The organism is Pantoea sp. NPDC088449 (assembly GCF_044753225.1).
Classification (GTDB): Bacteria; Pseudomonadota; Gammaproteobacteria; order Enterobacterales; family Enterobacteriaceae; genus Pantoea; species Pantoea floridensis.
In genome coordinates, this window is the sequence record NZ_JBIVMT010000005.1 from 90,867 (window position 1) to 105,665 (window position 14,799).

General features: G+C 52.4%; 14 protein-coding genes. 7 read left to right on the forward strand and 7 right to left on the reverse strand.

Translation table 11 applies throughout. From position 1 onward, the window contains the following. Positions 1 to 67: 67 nt before the first annotated feature. From dnaT to ACIP6T_RS20440, 3 genes are read left to right on the forward strand one after another with little or no spacing between them, the layout of a single operon-like run. A complete protein-coding gene (gene dnaT / locus ACIP6T_RS20430) occupies positions 68 to 604 on the forward strand; it encodes a primosomal protein DnaT (protein ID WP_097095453.1) in 537 nt (178 codons plus the stop codon). Next, positions 604 to 1,344, forward strand: a complete 741-nt coding sequence (dnaC, locus tag ACIP6T_RS20435) for a DNA replication protein DnaC (protein WP_097095452.1) — start codon at positions 604 to 606, stop codon at positions 1,342 to 1,344. The genes dnaT and dnaC overlap by 1 nt, the downstream gene beginning before the upstream one ends. A gap of 8 nt (positions 1,345 to 1,352) precedes the next feature. Continuing rightward, positions 1,353 to 2,486 (forward strand): ROK family protein, encoded by a 1,134-nt coding sequence (locus ACIP6T_RS20440; protein WP_400458635.1) that lies wholly within the window; start codon positions 1,353 to 1,355, stop codon positions 2,484 to 2,486. A gap of 62 nt (positions 2,487 to 2,548) precedes the next feature. Here ACIP6T_RS20440 and ACIP6T_RS20445 read toward each other — a convergent pair whose 3' ends face one another. After that, positions 2,549 to 4,012, reverse strand: coding sequence for a sugar porter family MFS transporter (locus ACIP6T_RS20445; RefSeq protein ID WP_097095450.1), 1,464 nt, complete (start codon positions 4,010 to 4,012; stop codon positions 2,549 to 2,551). A gap of 401 nt (positions 4,013 to 4,413) precedes the next feature. Here ACIP6T_RS20445 and ACIP6T_RS20450 point away from each other — a divergent pair, with 401 nt between their 5' ends. Then, positions 4,414 to 5,406 carry a LacI family DNA-binding transcriptional regulator gene (locus ACIP6T_RS20450; RefSeq protein WP_097095449.1) on the forward strand — a complete coding sequence of 331 codons (993 nt, stop codon included), beginning with the start codon at positions 4,414 to 4,416 and terminating at the stop codon, positions 5,404 to 5,406. A 56-nt stretch (positions 5,407 to 5,462) separates the two neighbouring features. Here the strand turns inward: ACIP6T_RS20450 and ACIP6T_RS20455 are convergent, their stop codons facing one another. Beyond that, on the reverse strand, positions 5,463 to 6,500 hold the full coding sequence (locus ACIP6T_RS20455) for an acyltransferase (RefSeq protein WP_345827589.1): 1,038 nt from the start codon (positions 6,498 to 6,500) through the stop codon (positions 5,463 to 5,465). A 235-nt stretch (positions 6,501 to 6,735) separates the two neighbouring features. Further along, on the reverse strand, positions 6,736 to 7,869 hold the full coding sequence (locus ACIP6T_RS20460; RefSeq protein WP_400458637.1) for an EpsG family protein: 1,134 nt from the start codon (positions 7,867 to 7,869) through the stop codon (positions 6,736 to 6,738). 203 nt (positions 7,870 to 8,072) lie between these two features. On the opposite strand from ACIP6T_RS20460, the gene ACIP6T_RS20465 reads away from it, so the two are divergent. Both ACIP6T_RS20465 and ACIP6T_RS20470 read left to right on the forward strand, forming a co-directional pair. Next, positions 8,073 to 9,047 (forward strand): alpha/beta hydrolase, encoded by a 975-nt coding sequence (locus tag ACIP6T_RS20465; RefSeq protein ID WP_400458639.1) that lies wholly within the window; start codon positions 8,073 to 8,075, stop codon positions 9,045 to 9,047. Positions 9,048 to 9,206: 159 nt separating this feature from the next. Further along, on the forward strand, positions 9,207 to 9,671 hold the full coding sequence (locus ACIP6T_RS20470) for an Rrf2 family transcriptional regulator (protein WP_097095445.1): 465 nt from the start codon (positions 9,207 to 9,209) through the stop codon (positions 9,669 to 9,671). 30 nt (positions 9,672 to 9,701) lie between these two features. Here ACIP6T_RS20470 and ACIP6T_RS20475 read toward each other — a convergent pair whose 3' ends face one another. Beyond that, a complete protein-coding gene (locus ACIP6T_RS20475) occupies positions 9,702 to 10,079 on the reverse strand; it encodes a DUF1360 domain-containing protein (protein WP_176519140.1) in 378 nt (125 codons plus the stop codon). A 238-nt stretch (positions 10,080 to 10,317) separates the two neighbouring features. On the opposite strand from ACIP6T_RS20475, the gene ACIP6T_RS20480 reads away from it, so the two are divergent. Further along, positions 10,318 to 10,716, forward strand: coding sequence for a helix-turn-helix domain-containing protein (locus tag ACIP6T_RS20480; protein ID WP_400458641.1), 399 nt, complete (start codon positions 10,318 to 10,320; stop codon positions 10,714 to 10,716). Here ACIP6T_RS20480 and ACIP6T_RS20485 read toward each other — a convergent pair. From ACIP6T_RS20485 to torA, 3 genes are all read right to left on the reverse strand, one after another. Next, positions 10,673 to 11,521 carry an AraC family transcriptional regulator gene (locus tag ACIP6T_RS20485; RefSeq protein ID WP_400458643.1) on the reverse strand — a complete coding sequence of 283 codons (849 nt, stop codon included), beginning with the start codon at positions 11,519 to 11,521 and terminating at the stop codon, positions 10,673 to 10,675. The two genes, ACIP6T_RS20480 and ACIP6T_RS20485, sit on opposite strands and share 44 nt — an antisense overlap. A 102-nt stretch (positions 11,522 to 11,623) precedes the next feature. After that, the gene (torD, locus tag ACIP6T_RS20490) at positions 11,624 to 12,259 is read right to left on the reverse strand and encodes a molecular chaperone TorD (protein ID WP_345827579.1); all 636 of its coding nucleotides are present in this window, start codon (positions 12,257 to 12,259) and stop codon (positions 11,624 to 11,626) included. A gap of 2 nt (positions 12,260 to 12,261) precedes the next feature. Then, complete coding sequence (gene torA / locus ACIP6T_RS20495; RefSeq protein ID WP_400458644.1) at positions 12,262 to 14,793, reverse strand: trimethylamine-N-oxide reductase TorA; 2,532 nt, start codon at positions 14,791 to 14,793, stop codon at positions 12,262 to 12,264. Between the last annotated feature and the right edge of the window lie 6 nt (positions 14,794 to 14,799).

The window sequence follows — 14,799 nt, forward strand, 5'->3', positions numbered from 1 at the left end:
CTTACCGCATAACGTCGGTCTGAATTTGCCGCCCGACGCATCATGCTGGTTAACGTCAGGTTTCTTCATGTCAGTCAAAATCTTATCTTCAACGTTGGTGGGGCTGGATGGCTTTTGTCATGACCCGCTCGCGGTACTGCAACAGGCCGATAACGGCACGCTGGCGGTGCTGCATAACAATACGCCCGCGTTTTATGCGCTGACGCCGCAGCGTCTGGCGCAGTTGCTGGCGCTGGAAGCGGCCGCGCAGCAGCCTAATGATGTCACGCTGGATGAAAGTCTCTTTCAGACAGAAAGCGCGCCCATTGCCACGCCGGTGGGCAAGTTCGCTATGTACGAAGGCTGGCAGCCGGATAGCGATTTTCAGCGTCAGGCGGCCATTTGGGGCGTGGCGCTGAGCGAAGGCGTCACCGCCGCTGAGCTGGCCGCTTTTGTCGCGTACTGGCAGGCGGAAGGCCGATTATTCCACCACGTACAGTGGCAGCAAAAATTAGCGCGCAGCGTGCAGATGAACCGTGCCGCCAATGGCGGGCAGCCAAAACGCGATCTCACGCAAATCAGCAATACTGATTATGATATTCCCGATGGATTCCGAGGTGAGTAATGAAAACGCCGAACGAACTTTTTAGCCGCCTGAAAAAAATGATGCCGTCCGACGTGCAGCCGAAATTTAAAAACGGTGCGGAGCTGCTGGCCTGGAATCAGGAGCAGGGCCGTTTGCGCTCGGAAGCAATTGTGCGGGAAAACCGCGCGATGAAAATGCAGCGCATCATGGGACGCTCCGGCATCCGTGAGCTGCACATGAACTGCTCGTTCGATAACTATCGCGTGGAAAATGATGGGCAGCGTAAAGCGCTGGCGATGGCGCGCGAATATGCCGCTGGATTTGAAAATAGCATCTCGAGCTTTGTCTTTTCCGGTCGTCCCGGCACCGGCAAAAATCATCTTGCTGCGGCGATTGGCAACGATCTGATTATCCGCGGTAAAAGCGTGCTGATTGTTACCGTGGCCGATTTGATGTCCAGCATGAAAGGCACCTTCAGCGGTGGCAGTGATTTAACCGAAGAGCGTCTGCTGCACGATCTTAGCCATGTTGATCTGCTGGTGATCGATGAGATCGGTATGCAGAGTGAATCGCGCTATGAAAAAGTGATCATCAATCAGATTGTCGATCGTCGATCTTCATCGAAACGCCCGACGGGAATGTTATCCAATCTTGATCCGGCCGGGATGAATTCTCTGCTCGGCGAACGCGTAATGGATCGTATGCGCCTCGGCAATAGTTTGTGGGTGCGCTTTGATTGGGAAAGTTACCGCAGCCGCGTGCGCGGTGATGAGTATTGAGGGGGGCTATGAAAGCAGCCGGTAAAGGTCCAGCGTTACTTCGCCTGAATAATCTGAAGCGGGTAATGACGCAACTGCGTTCGACCCGCATCACCTCCCGCCAGGATCTGGCACTAGCGCTTGAACTCAGCAAAAACACCGTCTCTTTGATTGTTGATGATTTACTGGAGCAAGGGCTGATCAACGAGCTTGGCCCGGTCAGCGTGGCATCGGCCGGTCGGCCAAAAATTGAAATTTCGCTGCGCGCAGAAAAGTTGAAAAGCGCCGGCATTATGGTGGAACGACAGGCGATTCACTGGCGCGTCTGTGACTACTTTTCGCAGGTGATTGCGGAACAAACCTGGCGAACGGAAACCCGCGATCCAGAGCATCTGCTGCATGAGCTGGTGGAAGTATGCCAAACCCTGCATGCTGCCCATCCCGAATTGCTGGGCGTAGCGATTGGCTTCCCGGGCATCATCGATCCCGTGCGTGGATGGGTCCATTTCTCTGCCCATCTCGGTTGGCAGGATGTTGATGTCATGACCCTGCTGCACCGTGAAGTCCCTTTGCCTCTGCGCATTATGAACAACGTTAAAGCCGCAGCGCTGCTCTCGGTACAACAGCTGGAGCTGGATAAGTCGCAGAGCCATTTCTATCTGCGTATCTCTGAAGGATTGGGCGGAGCGCTGGTGGAGCAGGGTGAAGTGTTCACCGGCAGCAGCTGGACGGCTGGCGAAATTGGCCATCTGACCATTCAGCCCAACGGCGAGCGCTGTAGCTGCGGACGGCTGGGATGTTTGGAAACGTTGGTGAGTAAGCCCGCGATTCAGCAGCAGCTGGCAAAACGAAAATCGGGTTTGCGCTGGCAGAACTGCGAGAGCGAGCCGGAGATCGTCAATGAGGTGATGACGCAGGCGGGCACCCATTTAGGCAATGCGCTGAGTCAGGTCATGCAGCTGGTGAATCCGGCCAGCATCATCATTGATGGACCCTGGAATGCCCAACCTGCTTTTGTGCTTGCCGTGCAGCAGGCGGCGCAGGCCGGTGCGCTGGCCTTTACATTCGCCCATACTGCGCTGCATTTTCTGCCGCTGCGTATCGATCCTGCCAACGGTTTAGCACTGGCGGTGATCGAGCAGTACGAACGCCCAAGCCAATAACAGCGCGATAAATCGCGCCGCTACAAGTCCGTAGCGGCGCAATTCATTGCGCATCCTTTCGATTAATGCCTCGGAATATCAAACGACTCGCTCGGCTTGCCAGTTGCGGTGCTCTCCGGCAAATCCGCCTCGACGTTAAATTTACGCAGTACTAGCGCATGAATCTTCTCGAGCGATACGCCCGCCGTTTCTGGTAAATAGCGGAAGGTAAAGAAGTACATCCCCAGTGAGAAAATCGCGAACAGCAGCAGCGGGAAGCCGCCGTGGAACATATCCAGCAGCATCGGGCTACTGTTCATAATTGGGAAGGTGCTGCTGATGACAAAGTTCGCCATCGACATCGCACAGATGGAAATCCCCACGCAAATCGAACGAATCTCCGTAGGGAATACTTCGCCCAGCACGGTCCACACGATCTGTCCCCACGTCATACCGAAGAAGATCATGTAAGCGAACAGGCCAACCACCGCCAGCATGCCCGGTAAATGGTAATAGAAGGCGATAAAGGAGTACGTAAGGCACACGCAGGAGGTGATGGCACCCAGCAGCAGCAGCTTACGACGCCCCACTTTATCAATCAGCAGCATGCCGGCCAGTACACCAATAAACTGACAAATCGACAGCCAGAAAGTTTGCAGCAGCGCCGAGTCGGTGCTGCCCGCCACATTCTTCAGCAGCGTGGGCCCGAAATACTGAATCACGTTGATACCGCTAATCTGATTACCCACCGCCAGGCCAACACCGACGATCAGCAGCGGAATGGTCGTTTTATCCAGTCGCAGGCGCGATTTATGCTGTTGAGCGGTTTTGTCAGAAAAAGAGTGTTTGATTTCGTTGAACACGCTCTCGGCATGTTCGCGGTTTGAGATCTTGGTCAGCGTATCCAGCGCTTCATCATATTTCCCTTTCAGCACATTCCAGCGCGGGGATTCCGGGATAAAGGCGATGAACAGCATAAACAGCGCACAGGGCACCAGCGCCGTCGCGAGGATGTAGCGCCAGCCCATATTGATCATCACCTCGGGCAAGGTGGATTTAGTGATGAAATAGTTGGTCAGCAACACGACTGATTGACCGCCGACGCAGCACACGGCATACAGCGCGGTCGTGCGACCGCGAAACTTTGAAGGGGAAAGTTCGGCCAGATAGATGGGGGAAATCACCGATGCCAGGCCAATCGCTAACCCCCCGATCATGCGGAAGATAACAAAGACGGTGAAGTTATGGGCGATAGCAGTACCGACCACCGAAACGGTGAACAGTAGAGCAGTGATGGCGAGTGATTTCTTGCGTCCGAGTCTGTCGCTGAGGCGCGGCGCCATAAAGCAGCCGACCAAACTACCGAGCAGGATATTGGAAACCGCCCAGCCCGTTTCAGCTGGCGTTAACTGGAAATATTCACTTAAGGGTTCGATTGCACCGGAAATAATGGAAGAGTCATATCCCATCAGCAGGCCGCCAAATGCCGCGACGGTACAGCAGAGAATGACATACTTCATGTTGTAGCGTTTTTGCCTGGTATCCATTGTTATAGCCCCTTGTCTCTACGGCCTGAACGTTGCTTGTTCAGAAAGAGGGTGGTGTAGGTTCAGATGTTCAACTGTTATTCACGCGAGGTCTTCATTGTGGAATATATGTTCTAAATGGTGTTTTTTGGATCATTTTTTCCGAAAAGTGTGAAGGGGGTTGCGAAATTCATTGATTAACGGAGCCGCGGCTAATTTATAGCTCAATGAAATGATAGGTTTTTCGTCAGCGTTCTTTGTAAGGACATTGCAAAGCTTGCTTAATAATGGAATTTTCATTCTGTTGTGCGCTCAGCATTGTAGATGTTATTTCAGTATGCTGAGCGGATTAGCGCGTTTCATTTTTTGCCAGGCAACGGGCATAATATGTTGATTCTCAGCCCCTCTTTGCGGACGCCGTAATGAAAACGCAGCGCATCACCCTGGACGATATTGCTACCTTGGCAGGCGTCACGAAAATGACGGTCAGCCGCTATCTGCGCACCCCTGAGAAGGTCAAAACGGAGACGGCAGAGAAGATTGCCAGCGTTATTGCCGAAATTGGCTATGTCGCGGATACCGAGAACGTGGCGACGAGCCGGCAAAATCCTCCCCGTATTGGCGTATTAATTCCTTCCTTTAATAATCAAATCTTTGCCGATCTGCTGGCAGGAATCGAATCGGTTACCAGTGCGCAAGGCTATCAAACGCTGGTGGTCAATTATGATTACAACGCGCAGCGTGAAGAGGAGCAGATCGCTACGGTGCTGGCCTTCAACATCAAAGGGCTGATTCTGACTGAATCGGTGCACACGGTGCGGGCGGAGAAATACCTTAATGCGGCCAATATCCCCGTGGCAGAAGTGATGGGGCTGACGGAGGCGCGTGGACGTATCAACGTGGGTTTCGACAACTATCGCGCCGGCTACGATATGACAGCCATGCTGCTGGCCAGCGGCAAACAGCGCGTCATCTATTTTGGTTCAATGTCCGATCGCCGTGATGAGCAGCGCTATGCCGGTTATCGCGATGCGGTTGAAGCCGCGGGCTTGCCTGCAGGGCGAATCGTGCCAAATAAGATCTCCTCGGTATCGATTGGAACCGGCATGATGACGCTGGCGCGCCAGCTCTATCCTGAGATGGATGCCATTCTGTGTACCAATGATGATTTAGCGGTCGGCGTGTTGCAGGAGTGCCAGGCGGCGGGCATTGCCGTTCCGCAAGCGATGGCGATTGCCGGTTTCCACGGGCTGGATATTGGTCAGGCAACCACGCCAAGATTAGCCAGCGTGATTACGCCACGCTTTGAGATGGGCAAAGTGGCGACGGAAATCATCCTGAAAAAAATTAATCAGCAGCCGACCATCGAGCAGGTAAATTTGCATTACCGGCTCTCAATGGGCGCGACCATCTGAAAAAATAAAACCCGCTTCAGGCTGCAGCGGAAGCGGGTTTTTTACAGCCTGACGACTCAGTCGCGCGCTGTCGTGGTAGGAACAATCGGTGGCTGAGCATGATGCGCACGCTTCAGGAAGCGACTTTCCAGCACGTTCCATGAGGTGTAAGCCAGCGCCAGCGTAATCACTATCGTCAGCAGCAGACCAACAAAGGCATTGGAATCGTACACGCCAAAGTGCTGCAGTACCTGAATGATCGGCCAGTGATAGAGATACATACCGTATGAGAGATCGCCGTACTGGCTGATTTTGACCTCTTTGCACAGGTTGGTGCAGAACAAAATCACCACGGAAGAGAACGCCACCGGTTCAATGATGAAGGCATAATCGGTGCTCTTAAACAGCAGGAACAGCACCAGTGAAACAATGGTAATTTCCTTCAGGCGCTCAAAAATGGGCTGATGAACCGCTAACAGGCTACCGAAGAAGAAGTAAGACGACAGCGAGATAAACTGTTTCGCCAGCGTATCGGCTTTCGCGCCGGTATAAATGGTAGTGAAGTAGAAGAACCAGGCGCAGGAGATAACGAAAATCACGCTCCACACTTTCAGTGGATGCCTTTTCATCAACGGCACGATAAACGGCAGCAGCACATAGAGCGTCAGTTCGGCCTTGATGGTCCACAGCGATCCATCCATCGGCTGATTCGGGTTGTGAGTGAACACGCCCGGCAGCGAAGCCTGAATGAAGTTAAGGAAAGAGAAGTTAGCAATCAAATACTTGATGGTTTCTTTATTCTTGAGGAAATCCATCAGCGGCAGCGTGGTCAAACACATGCCAATCACAAAGCACAGAATAATAACGAATATATAAGCAGGTAAAATGCGTTGCGCGCGTTTAATAAAATAGGATTTAAGTGATTTACTTCTTAAGTAACTTTTCGCAATAAGAAATCCACTTATTGCGAAAAATCCTTTCACGGCAAAGTCACTATTTAGAAAATGAGCGAGGAAACGAATATCGGCATTCCGTGTCACCTCGGCGGCATGCACGAGCATGACGATAAAGGCGAGTGAGAATCGTACGATGTCAAAGTTATTTTTTTCGTTCATGTCTGCATTCTTACATTGAGTGACGTGGCACCAGAAAAGTCATGGGAGACTTCGCGTGGATGGTTAGGAATATTCCGACCTCTGCTGGCACAGATGTTACCTATTAGAGGTTCAAATAAAGCAAAATGCAACTGATGCCAGAATTAGGCAAAATATTCAGAATTTCGCCAGGCGTCTATCAGTGTTATCTTATAAAATGAAAAACGCTAACTGTAATCAGTTAGCGTTTCTGGCCCTACCGGAAAATCTTAAAGCTTTGTGAAACCTGATAGCCAGTAATCGACTGCTTGCTGGAAACAGTATTGTAATAAAGGTAATACAACACCATTAATATGGTAATGGCCACTGCAACCAATTTCTTGAGCTTTTTACATTCCCAAATACACAGGGAAATCAGCACCGGTTCAACCTGTAATAAATAGTTAGCCAGACGACCGCCTGAAGCATAATCCTGCAGCGCCATCCTTAGACCACTACCAATCGCGAAGGTAATGACCAGAATGTAATAAGTGTTAAACTTTTCAAGATCAAGGTTTTTAATCTTATCGCTGAGCAGAACAAAACTAAAAATAAATACGAAGCCAATATTTTTCAGGTTAGAGAGGGTGAGAATCCCCTGATCCTGAGTCGAATCCTGGTTGGCGTAACCCATTGCCCTGTCGCCTAATCCACCAAGATGGCTGGAGAGTAAGGCAATCAGCGCCGAGCTGCCCATAAAGGCGAGCGGCAGGCTGGCCAGCACGATGAAGATTGGAATGTATTTGTTTTTTCGGACAATCATCGCCAAAGGAATGAGAATGGCAACAATCGCGGTGGCATGGCTAATAAATGAAAGAATAAAGGTGGTAAACATCCCGGATTTGCTGCGGCGGGACATATGGTAAACAAAGCCCATCAGGAAGGCGGAACATAAACCGAAGCGAATTTGGTTCATGTCTTTGTTAATGAACAAGTGTGCGGAGTATACGGCAAGTGCAACCAGTGGCAGCGGCGTCAGCTTGCGGAAATAGTGGGCATTGACGCCAACCGAAATCACAGCAAAAACAAAAATGAAGATATCGGGATTCGCCGTAAACATACGGGTAATCCCAGCAATTGCGTATATAGCGGGTTCGTAACGAAACTCCTCTACGGTACGCCAAAAGCCTTCGATAACAATTTTATCGACAAACTGTACGAAGAAATCACGATACTGGAAGTCATCCAGGCCGGTTCCCAGGCCACGAATACCGCCGAAAGTAAAAAGTACTACTACGGCGACAAAATAAAGATAGGTTCTGATTTGTGCTGTGTTTTCATTTTTACTTAACATGGTTTCGACGATAGCGACGAAAGTCAGGCTAAGACTTATGATCCAGTAAATTCCCATGGTCACATATTCTTATAGTTTAAAATTTACTTATAACATATGGCCTTGTTAACGTAAACATGAGAAAAGTCTAATTTTTACTGGCCCGGTATTATATTGAGTGCAAGCGAGTATTATTATTTGCTAACGTTCAGGGATGCGTTTTTTGTTCGGCTACTATTTCGATATCTCATGGGTAAGCGTAAGGTAACAAAGGCCACTTTTTGCTGGCGCGAACCGTTTTTTGTCGCTGTTTTTACTCAGGATTTGGAGCCCGTGTGATGAAGTTCCCTCAATTGTCAGCCCTGCTTTTTTTACTGTATCTTCCTGCGGTGTTTGCCAATAAGGAAATTCCGATCTGGCCAAATGAAATGTCAGGAAATAATAAATTTATTAATTTCAGTAAAAACCCGGCCAGTAATAATCGTGCTGTCACAAATGTTGATTCTCCAGAAATGTTTTATGTTCCACCCACTGGAAAAAATAATCATTCGGCGGTGCTAATCATTCCTGGTGGTGGTTTTTCTTATATTATGAAAGATCTTGAAGGTTTGGATGTGGCAAAAATATTGAGCCAGAAGGGATATTCCTCTTTTGTTCTTATTTACCGTATGCCGCACGACGGTTCTGACGTTAATAGAAATAACGCATTCGCCGATGTGCAGCGAGCGATGCGCTTGATTCGTGCCAATGCCGCTAATTATCACATTGCACCCAATCAAATTGGCGTGATGGGCTTTTCGGCGGGCGCTTTCCTGGCCGCTAACGTCAGTAACAACCCGGATGTGACTAAATACCCTGCAGCCGATGAGCAGGACAAGGTTTCAGCGCGACCGGATTTCACCGCGCTGATCTACCCGGTGCTGTCATTGAAAGATGGGGTAACGCACGTGGGAACCCGTGCAGCGATGTACGGGAAAGCGATTAGTCCTGAAGTGATTGAGCAGAACTCGCAGGAAGATCGTGTCACTGCCAATACGCCACCAACATTCCTGGCGCAGGCGCTGGATGATGGTACGGCCTCACCGCAAAACGCATTGCGCATGTTTGATGCGCTGCGCAAAAACAAAGTGAAAGTGGAACTGCATCTCTTCCAGCAGGGCGGACATGGCTTCGGTACCGCCCAGAAGCAGAATATCCCCGCCAAAAACTGGCCGACGCTGTTCAGCGACTGGCAGGCGAGTCTGGTGAAGCATTAACGATCATGGCAGATAGCGCAGAGGCAGCAGGGGAAAGGGATTTCCCTGCCGATTATCGCTCTCCTGCGCCTATATATTCCTCTCCATCGTGTTCTCATTTCACGCTCGTTACCGCGCGGTTCCTTTGTTAGAGTGTGGTGAATTTTAAAGGAATGCTCTATGCCACGCGACAATCGCTTATCTCGCTCACTCCATGTGCTGATACATCTGGATCGTCACGTTAAACGCGCTACGTCCGAAACCATTGCCAAAATGCTGGATACCAATCCGGTAGTGGTGCGCCGCATGATGTCTGGCCTGCGCGAAAAAGGGTATGTGGTGTCAGAAAAAGGGCATGGAGGAGGCTGGGAGCTGCGTGCGGCGCTTTCAGACATTTCCCTGCTGGACGTTTATCAAGCCATTGGATCGCCGGCCTTGTTTAGCATTGGTCCCGCCGCCGAGTCATCACCTTGTTTGGTGGAACACGCCGTCGATGCGCGGCTCGACGAGGCGCTGAATGAAGCGGAAGCGATGTTGTTAAAGCGTTTTAGCCAAATAACCGTTGCCGATATCAGCGACGATTACCTGGCAAAAATGAAAAAACTTGGGCTTCCGTCTGACACCTTCCCTGACTGCAGCGAATAACCGATTTTTGTCGGTTATTCGCTATGCGCATTAATCCTGCTTCTGTAACGCTTTTTGTGCCTCATGCTTCATAACGTGCGTAGTGACCGCTGCCTGAAAGACCTTAAACATCAAACCATTAATAAATGTGGTTAGCGTTAAGGTGATAAAGGCGGTCATCGCCCAGTCAACAATCGTTATCCCGCTGTGCAGTAAATAAGGGTGATAAATCACCATCGCGATAAACACTACCCAATGGCTTAGGCAGTAGAAGCAATGGAATAGGTGGCCCAATAAGGCATGTTTTTTAGCGGTCCAGGCGCGTAATCCCGCGAACAGCTCAGTTTGAGTTATCGTCATAGAAATGCTGGCGGATGCCAGCGCAATTGCCAGGCATATCGCCAGATCGGACATCAGGAGCGTATTCATATAACTTCCTTTTAGTTCAGAGCAGAGGGTGAGAGGTGATTTCATGTAACTAACAATATTACATGAATGGCTGTGCCGCAAGATGCCGCGATGTGGCTATGAGCCCAACAGGGTTAAATTGGCGAGTTATCGTTATTTATTGGCTTTTACCCATCACATAGCCAGCTAGCGCCTTTCTATAATGCTATCCACTCGCTGGAAGCGTTTCCGGCTTTACCTTTCGACATCAGGAGGAAAGATGGATATTAACGTCGCCTTTATGCAGCAACTGATGCTCTGGATTGAGGATAATATTGAGCAGAAACTCATTCTGGAAACCGTAGCGCGTCGTGCCGGTTATTCGCAGTGGCATCTGCAGCGGTTGTTCCGTAGCTATACCGGCATTGCGCTCGGCACCTATATTCGCGAGAGAAAGTTAACCGCATCGGTGATTGCGTTATTGAACGGAAACATGCCGCTGATGGATATTGCTATCAAATATGGCTTCGACTCGCAGCAAACCTACTGCCGCACCTTCCGTCGCATGTTCCATCTGCCGCCCGGTGCATTTCGTCGCAAGTTTCAGCACAGCCTGCCGGAAATTGATGGGCCTGCTAGTCTGCTGTTTTTGCATCCGCTGAGTCGGCAGGCGGCGTAAAATATTTTCCCGGCGTTGAACCAAATGCGCTGCGAAAAGCGCTGATGTAGCTGCTAACGCTGTCGAAACCAACCTGCCACGCAACCTGCTGCACACTTTTGCCGGCTGCCAATCCTTCCAGTGATTTGAGTAAGCGTGAAACCTGACGATAGCGCGTCAAGCTCATCCCCACCGCGCTAGACCAGTGACGGCTCAGGCTGCGCGGGCTTAATCCTGCCCAGCGAGCGAGTTCTGGCCCGGTGCGCGCATCGGAAGGATCGTCCATCAACAGGCGCGCAATCTGGTGCAGCCGCGGTTCGGCAGGCAAGGGTAGCGTGAGGGGATGCTCGGTTGATTCATTGAGCTCATCAAGGAACACCTCGCACAGACGGTTGTAGCGCGCGCTACCCCAGTGATCGGGTGACAGCGTGGCCAGCCTTTCTGCCAACGGTTCCAGCACCGTGGGGCAGGAGAGCAACACTGGGCGATCGGGCAGCGGTGCGGCCAGCGAGTCGTCAACTAATACTGTCCAACCCAGCACGCGTCCCGGTCCGATAATCGCATGTTCAAAGTAGGGGGGAATCCAGCCGACCAGACGGGGTGGATTGGCAAAGATGCCCGAAGGCGTTTTCACCGTCATTAATCCTTGTTTGAGGCAGTAGAGCTGTCCGGCAGCATGGCGATGCGTGATGCTTTCACCATGTAGCTGCTTCGACAATGCAGCGGCAATCACTTTTGGTGCATCTGGCGCCAGCAGGCGCTTTCGCAACTCATCCTGCCGCGGATGGCCAGAAAAGGTGAGAGTGTCGGTCGGATGAATAAGCATTTTTGCCTCCGCTGTGCGCTGAAGAAGCAAAGTGGCGGAGATTAGGGGGGAAGTAAAGTGCGGGCGCAGATCGATTGGCGACTGTGCCCGCTTTTGCAAAGATTAGAGAGCGTTCTGGCTCATACGGTCATAGGTTACCAGAGCCAGTAACAGCTGGCTCTGTGCAGCATAAAAACCGAATGCGTCATGCTCAATGCAGTGTGCGGTAAACGCGGGTAGCCAACGCCACAGCAGGCCAAGCGTCTTGTCGCGCAGCGCCAGACAGGCCGCGGCATTCGCTCTGTTTTCGCTGGCGGCAAAACTCAGGTAGCTCAACAACTCAAGGCAAATCGCCAGATGATCTTCCGGTTCAGGAAACGCCCGATCGCGCTCCAAACCGGCTTCCAGCAGCAGCGCCTGCATCTCTTCACAGGCAGCCTGACGGAAGCGCGCATTACCCGGCTCATAACAGGAGGCATAAGGCAACGCCGCCTGTTTTTGCGACATCAGGAACAGACCGGCAAAATCAGCCGCCAGTTCCAGACGCGCATCGGGGCGCAATTGCAGCGCCGCGATGCTGTTCCGGGAGGCGAGCACGCCATCCTGTAATGCAGCCTCGGCAGCCAGATGCTCAAGCCATAACGCCACATCCGGGCTCTGCAACTGCGCAAGCTGCTGCTCGTCTAATTCACGGGCGAACATCCCGGCGAACCAGCCATACAAGCAGGCGTAATGATGAGGTGTTAATTGACCCGCCATGATTACGCACTCGCCTCTTCTGGCTTCGGAATGTAGTCACACTTCGCGATCATCTCAGTTGGACCGGCGAAAGCCGTTACTGGCGCGATATCGCCCTGATATTTCTCGATATTCACGATAGCGGTATGTGCGCTGGTTGCCTGAGCCAACTGCGACGAGCCAACGTCCAGGGTCAGCACATTCGGATTGCCATATTTGCACAGTGCACCCACTACGCCGCCGCGATCTGGGTTGTACCACGCGCCTTCATGGATGCGAATCACGCCTGGCTTGTAACGATCGGTGACCACCGCGCCCGCCAGCACCTGACCGCGCGCATTAAATACGCGGACCACATCGCCGCTGCGAATCCCGCGTGCGCTGGCATCCTGCGGGCTGATATAAACCGGCTCTTTGCCCGCCACGCTGTATTGTGCACGCAGCGTTTCGGATTCGCAGAGTTGCGAATGTAAACGGAAATCGGGATGCACCGACTGCAGATGCAGCGGATAGCGTGACGATCCCGGTCCACCGTGCGAGCGCTCGGCTTTTTCAAACCACATCGGGTGACCCTGACAATCGTCATAGTGCAGATCGGCAATGCTCTTCGAGTAGATCTCAATTAAGCCACTCGGCGTTCCTAACGGCTCCAGATCGGGGTCGTTACGGAATGCCTGATGACGAACAAACAGCTTCGGATCGTTAAACTCGATATAGCCGCTCTCATTCCAGAAAGCGTCGAATGCCGGTAACTGCAGGCCGCGGCCTTTACCCTGCTTGGCGCCATCCTGATAAATACGCTTCAGCCAGCCCATCTCATCCAGCCCTTCGGTGAAGGCCTGTTCGCGATCAAAGCGACGGCATAGGTCGCGGAAAATATCGAAGTCGTTACGCGCTTCAAACTGTGGTGGCACAATTTGCTTCATGCCAAGCAGACCGCGGTTTGAGAGATTGCCGTACTGATCGATATCATTGCGCTCGAACTGCGTGGTCGCGGGCAGCACGATATCGGCGAAGCGGCAGGTTGCGGTCCACTGGTTATCAATCGATACCACGGTTTCCAGCGTCTGCCAGCCTTCAATGATACGGTTAGTTTGCTGATGGCGATGGAACGGGTTGGTACCGGCAAACACACACATCTTCAGCTGTGGCAGGGTGACTTTTTTGCCGTTCCAGTTGATCACTTTGCCAGGTTCCAGCATGGCATCAACAAAACGCGCGATGGGGATAGTGCTGCTGTAACCTTTGTAGTCGGTGCTGGTGTGACGCGGCGGCGTTGTCGTTGAGCCGGAGAAACCGCTCAGGATGATGCCGTTACGTGTTGGCGTACCCGCGCCGTTGTAATGCCAGCCGAAACCGAAGCCACCGCCTGGCAGACCAATTTGGCCCAGCATCGCGGCCAGCACCACCACCATCCACGCCCATTGCTCGCCGTGCTGCATGCGCTGCACGCACCAGCCCGCGATAATCTGGCTACGATCGGCCGCCAGCTGACGCGCCAGAGCGCGAATCGTCTGTGCATCAATACCGGTTAAGGTTGCTGCCCATTCGGCATCTTTTGGCTGGCCGTCGGTTTCCCCAGTGAGATAAGGCAGGAACTGCTCAAAGCCCACGCAATAGGTGCTGAGGAACTGGCTGTCGTGCAGCTTTTCACTGTAGAGCGTATGCGCGAGTGCCAGCAGGAGGGGGACGTCAGTTTGTGGATGCAGGGCAATATGCTGCACCTTATCGCGCCCCAAAAATTCATGGGTGCTGGACACCACGGGATCGACGCTGACGACGCGGATCTCGCCTTTCTCAACCTTCTCTTTTAGCTGCGCGTAATAGTCATACACGTCGTGATCCGGGCACCACCAGTTTGCCTGCTGGTTTTTCACCATGTCGGATCCCCACAGCAGCAGCGTTTTGCTGTTTTCCAGCACCAGCGGCCATGACGTCTGTTGTTCGTAAACTTCCATCGATCCAACAACGCGCGGCAGAATCACCTGTGCCGCCCCGGTGGAGTAGTCACCGCCGCTGCCAACAAAGGCGCCATGCAGCGCCAGCGCACGGCTCAGCATGCCACCGGCGTTGTGGAACATACCGGTAGATTGCCAGCCACTGCCGCTCAGTAACGCGCTTGGACCATAAGTCGTCTGCACGCGTTCCAGCTCTTGATAGAACAGGTCCAGCGCTTCGTCCCAGCTCACGCGAACAAAACGGTTATCGCCGCGCTGACGCGTATCGCTTTGATGGCGTTTACGCAGCCAGTCCACCCGCACCATCGGGTAGCGCACGCGGGCGGTGCTATGCACGTGATCCGGTAATCCGGCGATGATTTTGCTGGGATAACGGTCTTGCTCAAACGGCGTGGCTTTCACAAAGCGACCCTCCACCACCGTAGCGCGAATTGCACCCCAGTGTGATCCGGTGAGAATACCTTGTGCCGCATGGGTTGCCGCCTGTGCCTGACGTGGCACCAGCAGCGAGGGCGCAAACATGCCCAGCGCGCTCAGTCCGCCGAGCTGAACAAGAAAGCGGCGGCGTGATTGGTTAAACGAATCAGTATGTTTCATGCTCGC

Excerpts from the sequence above, each read along its gene's own strand:
- ACIP6T_RS20475 (WP_176519140.1), bottom strand. The coding sequence starts at position 10,079 with ATGAATACGCTCCTGATGTCCGATCTGGCGATATGCCTGGCAATTGCG.
- ACIP6T_RS20455 (WP_345827589.1), bottom strand. The coding sequence starts at position 6,500 with ATGAACGAAAAAAATAACTTTGACATCGTACGATTCTCACTCGCCTTT.
- ACIP6T_RS20445 (WP_097095450.1), bottom strand. The coding sequence starts at position 4,012 with ATGGATACCAGGCAAAAACGCTACAACATGAAGTATGTCATTCTCTGC.
- dnaT (WP_097095453.1), top strand. The coding sequence starts at position 68 with ATGTCAGTCAAAATCTTATCTTCAACGTTGGTGGGGCTGGATGGCTTT.
- torD (WP_345827579.1), bottom strand. The coding sequence starts at position 12,259 with ATGGCGGGTCAATTAACACCTCATCATTACGCCTGCTTGTATGGCTGG.
- ACIP6T_RS20440 (WP_400458635.1), top strand. The coding sequence starts at position 1,353 with ATGAAAGCAGCCGGTAAAGGTCCAGCGTTACTTCGCCTGAATAATCTG.
- ACIP6T_RS20470 (WP_097095445.1), top strand. The coding sequence starts at position 9,207 with ATGCCACGCGACAATCGCTTATCTCGCTCACTCCATGTGCTGATACAT.
- dnaC (WP_097095452.1), top strand. The coding sequence starts at position 604 with ATGAAAACGCCGAACGAACTTTTTAGCCGCCTGAAAAAAATGATGCCG.
- ACIP6T_RS20460 (WP_400458637.1), bottom strand. The coding sequence starts at position 7,869 with ATGGGAATTTACTGGATCATAAGTCTTAGCCTGACTTTCGTCGCTATC.
- torA (WP_400458644.1), bottom strand. The coding sequence starts at position 14,793 with ATGAAACATACTGATTCGTTTAACCAATCACGCCGCCGCTTTCTTGTT.
- ACIP6T_RS20480 (WP_400458641.1), top strand. The coding sequence starts at position 10,318 with ATGGATATTAACGTCGCCTTTATGCAGCAACTGATGCTCTGGATTGAG.
- ACIP6T_RS20450 (WP_097095449.1), top strand. The coding sequence starts at position 4,414 with ATGAAAACGCAGCGCATCACCCTGGACGATATTGCTACCTTGGCAGGC.
- ACIP6T_RS20485 (WP_400458643.1), bottom strand. The coding sequence starts at position 11,521 with ATGCTTATTCATCCGACCGACACTCTCACCTTTTCTGGCCATCCGCGG.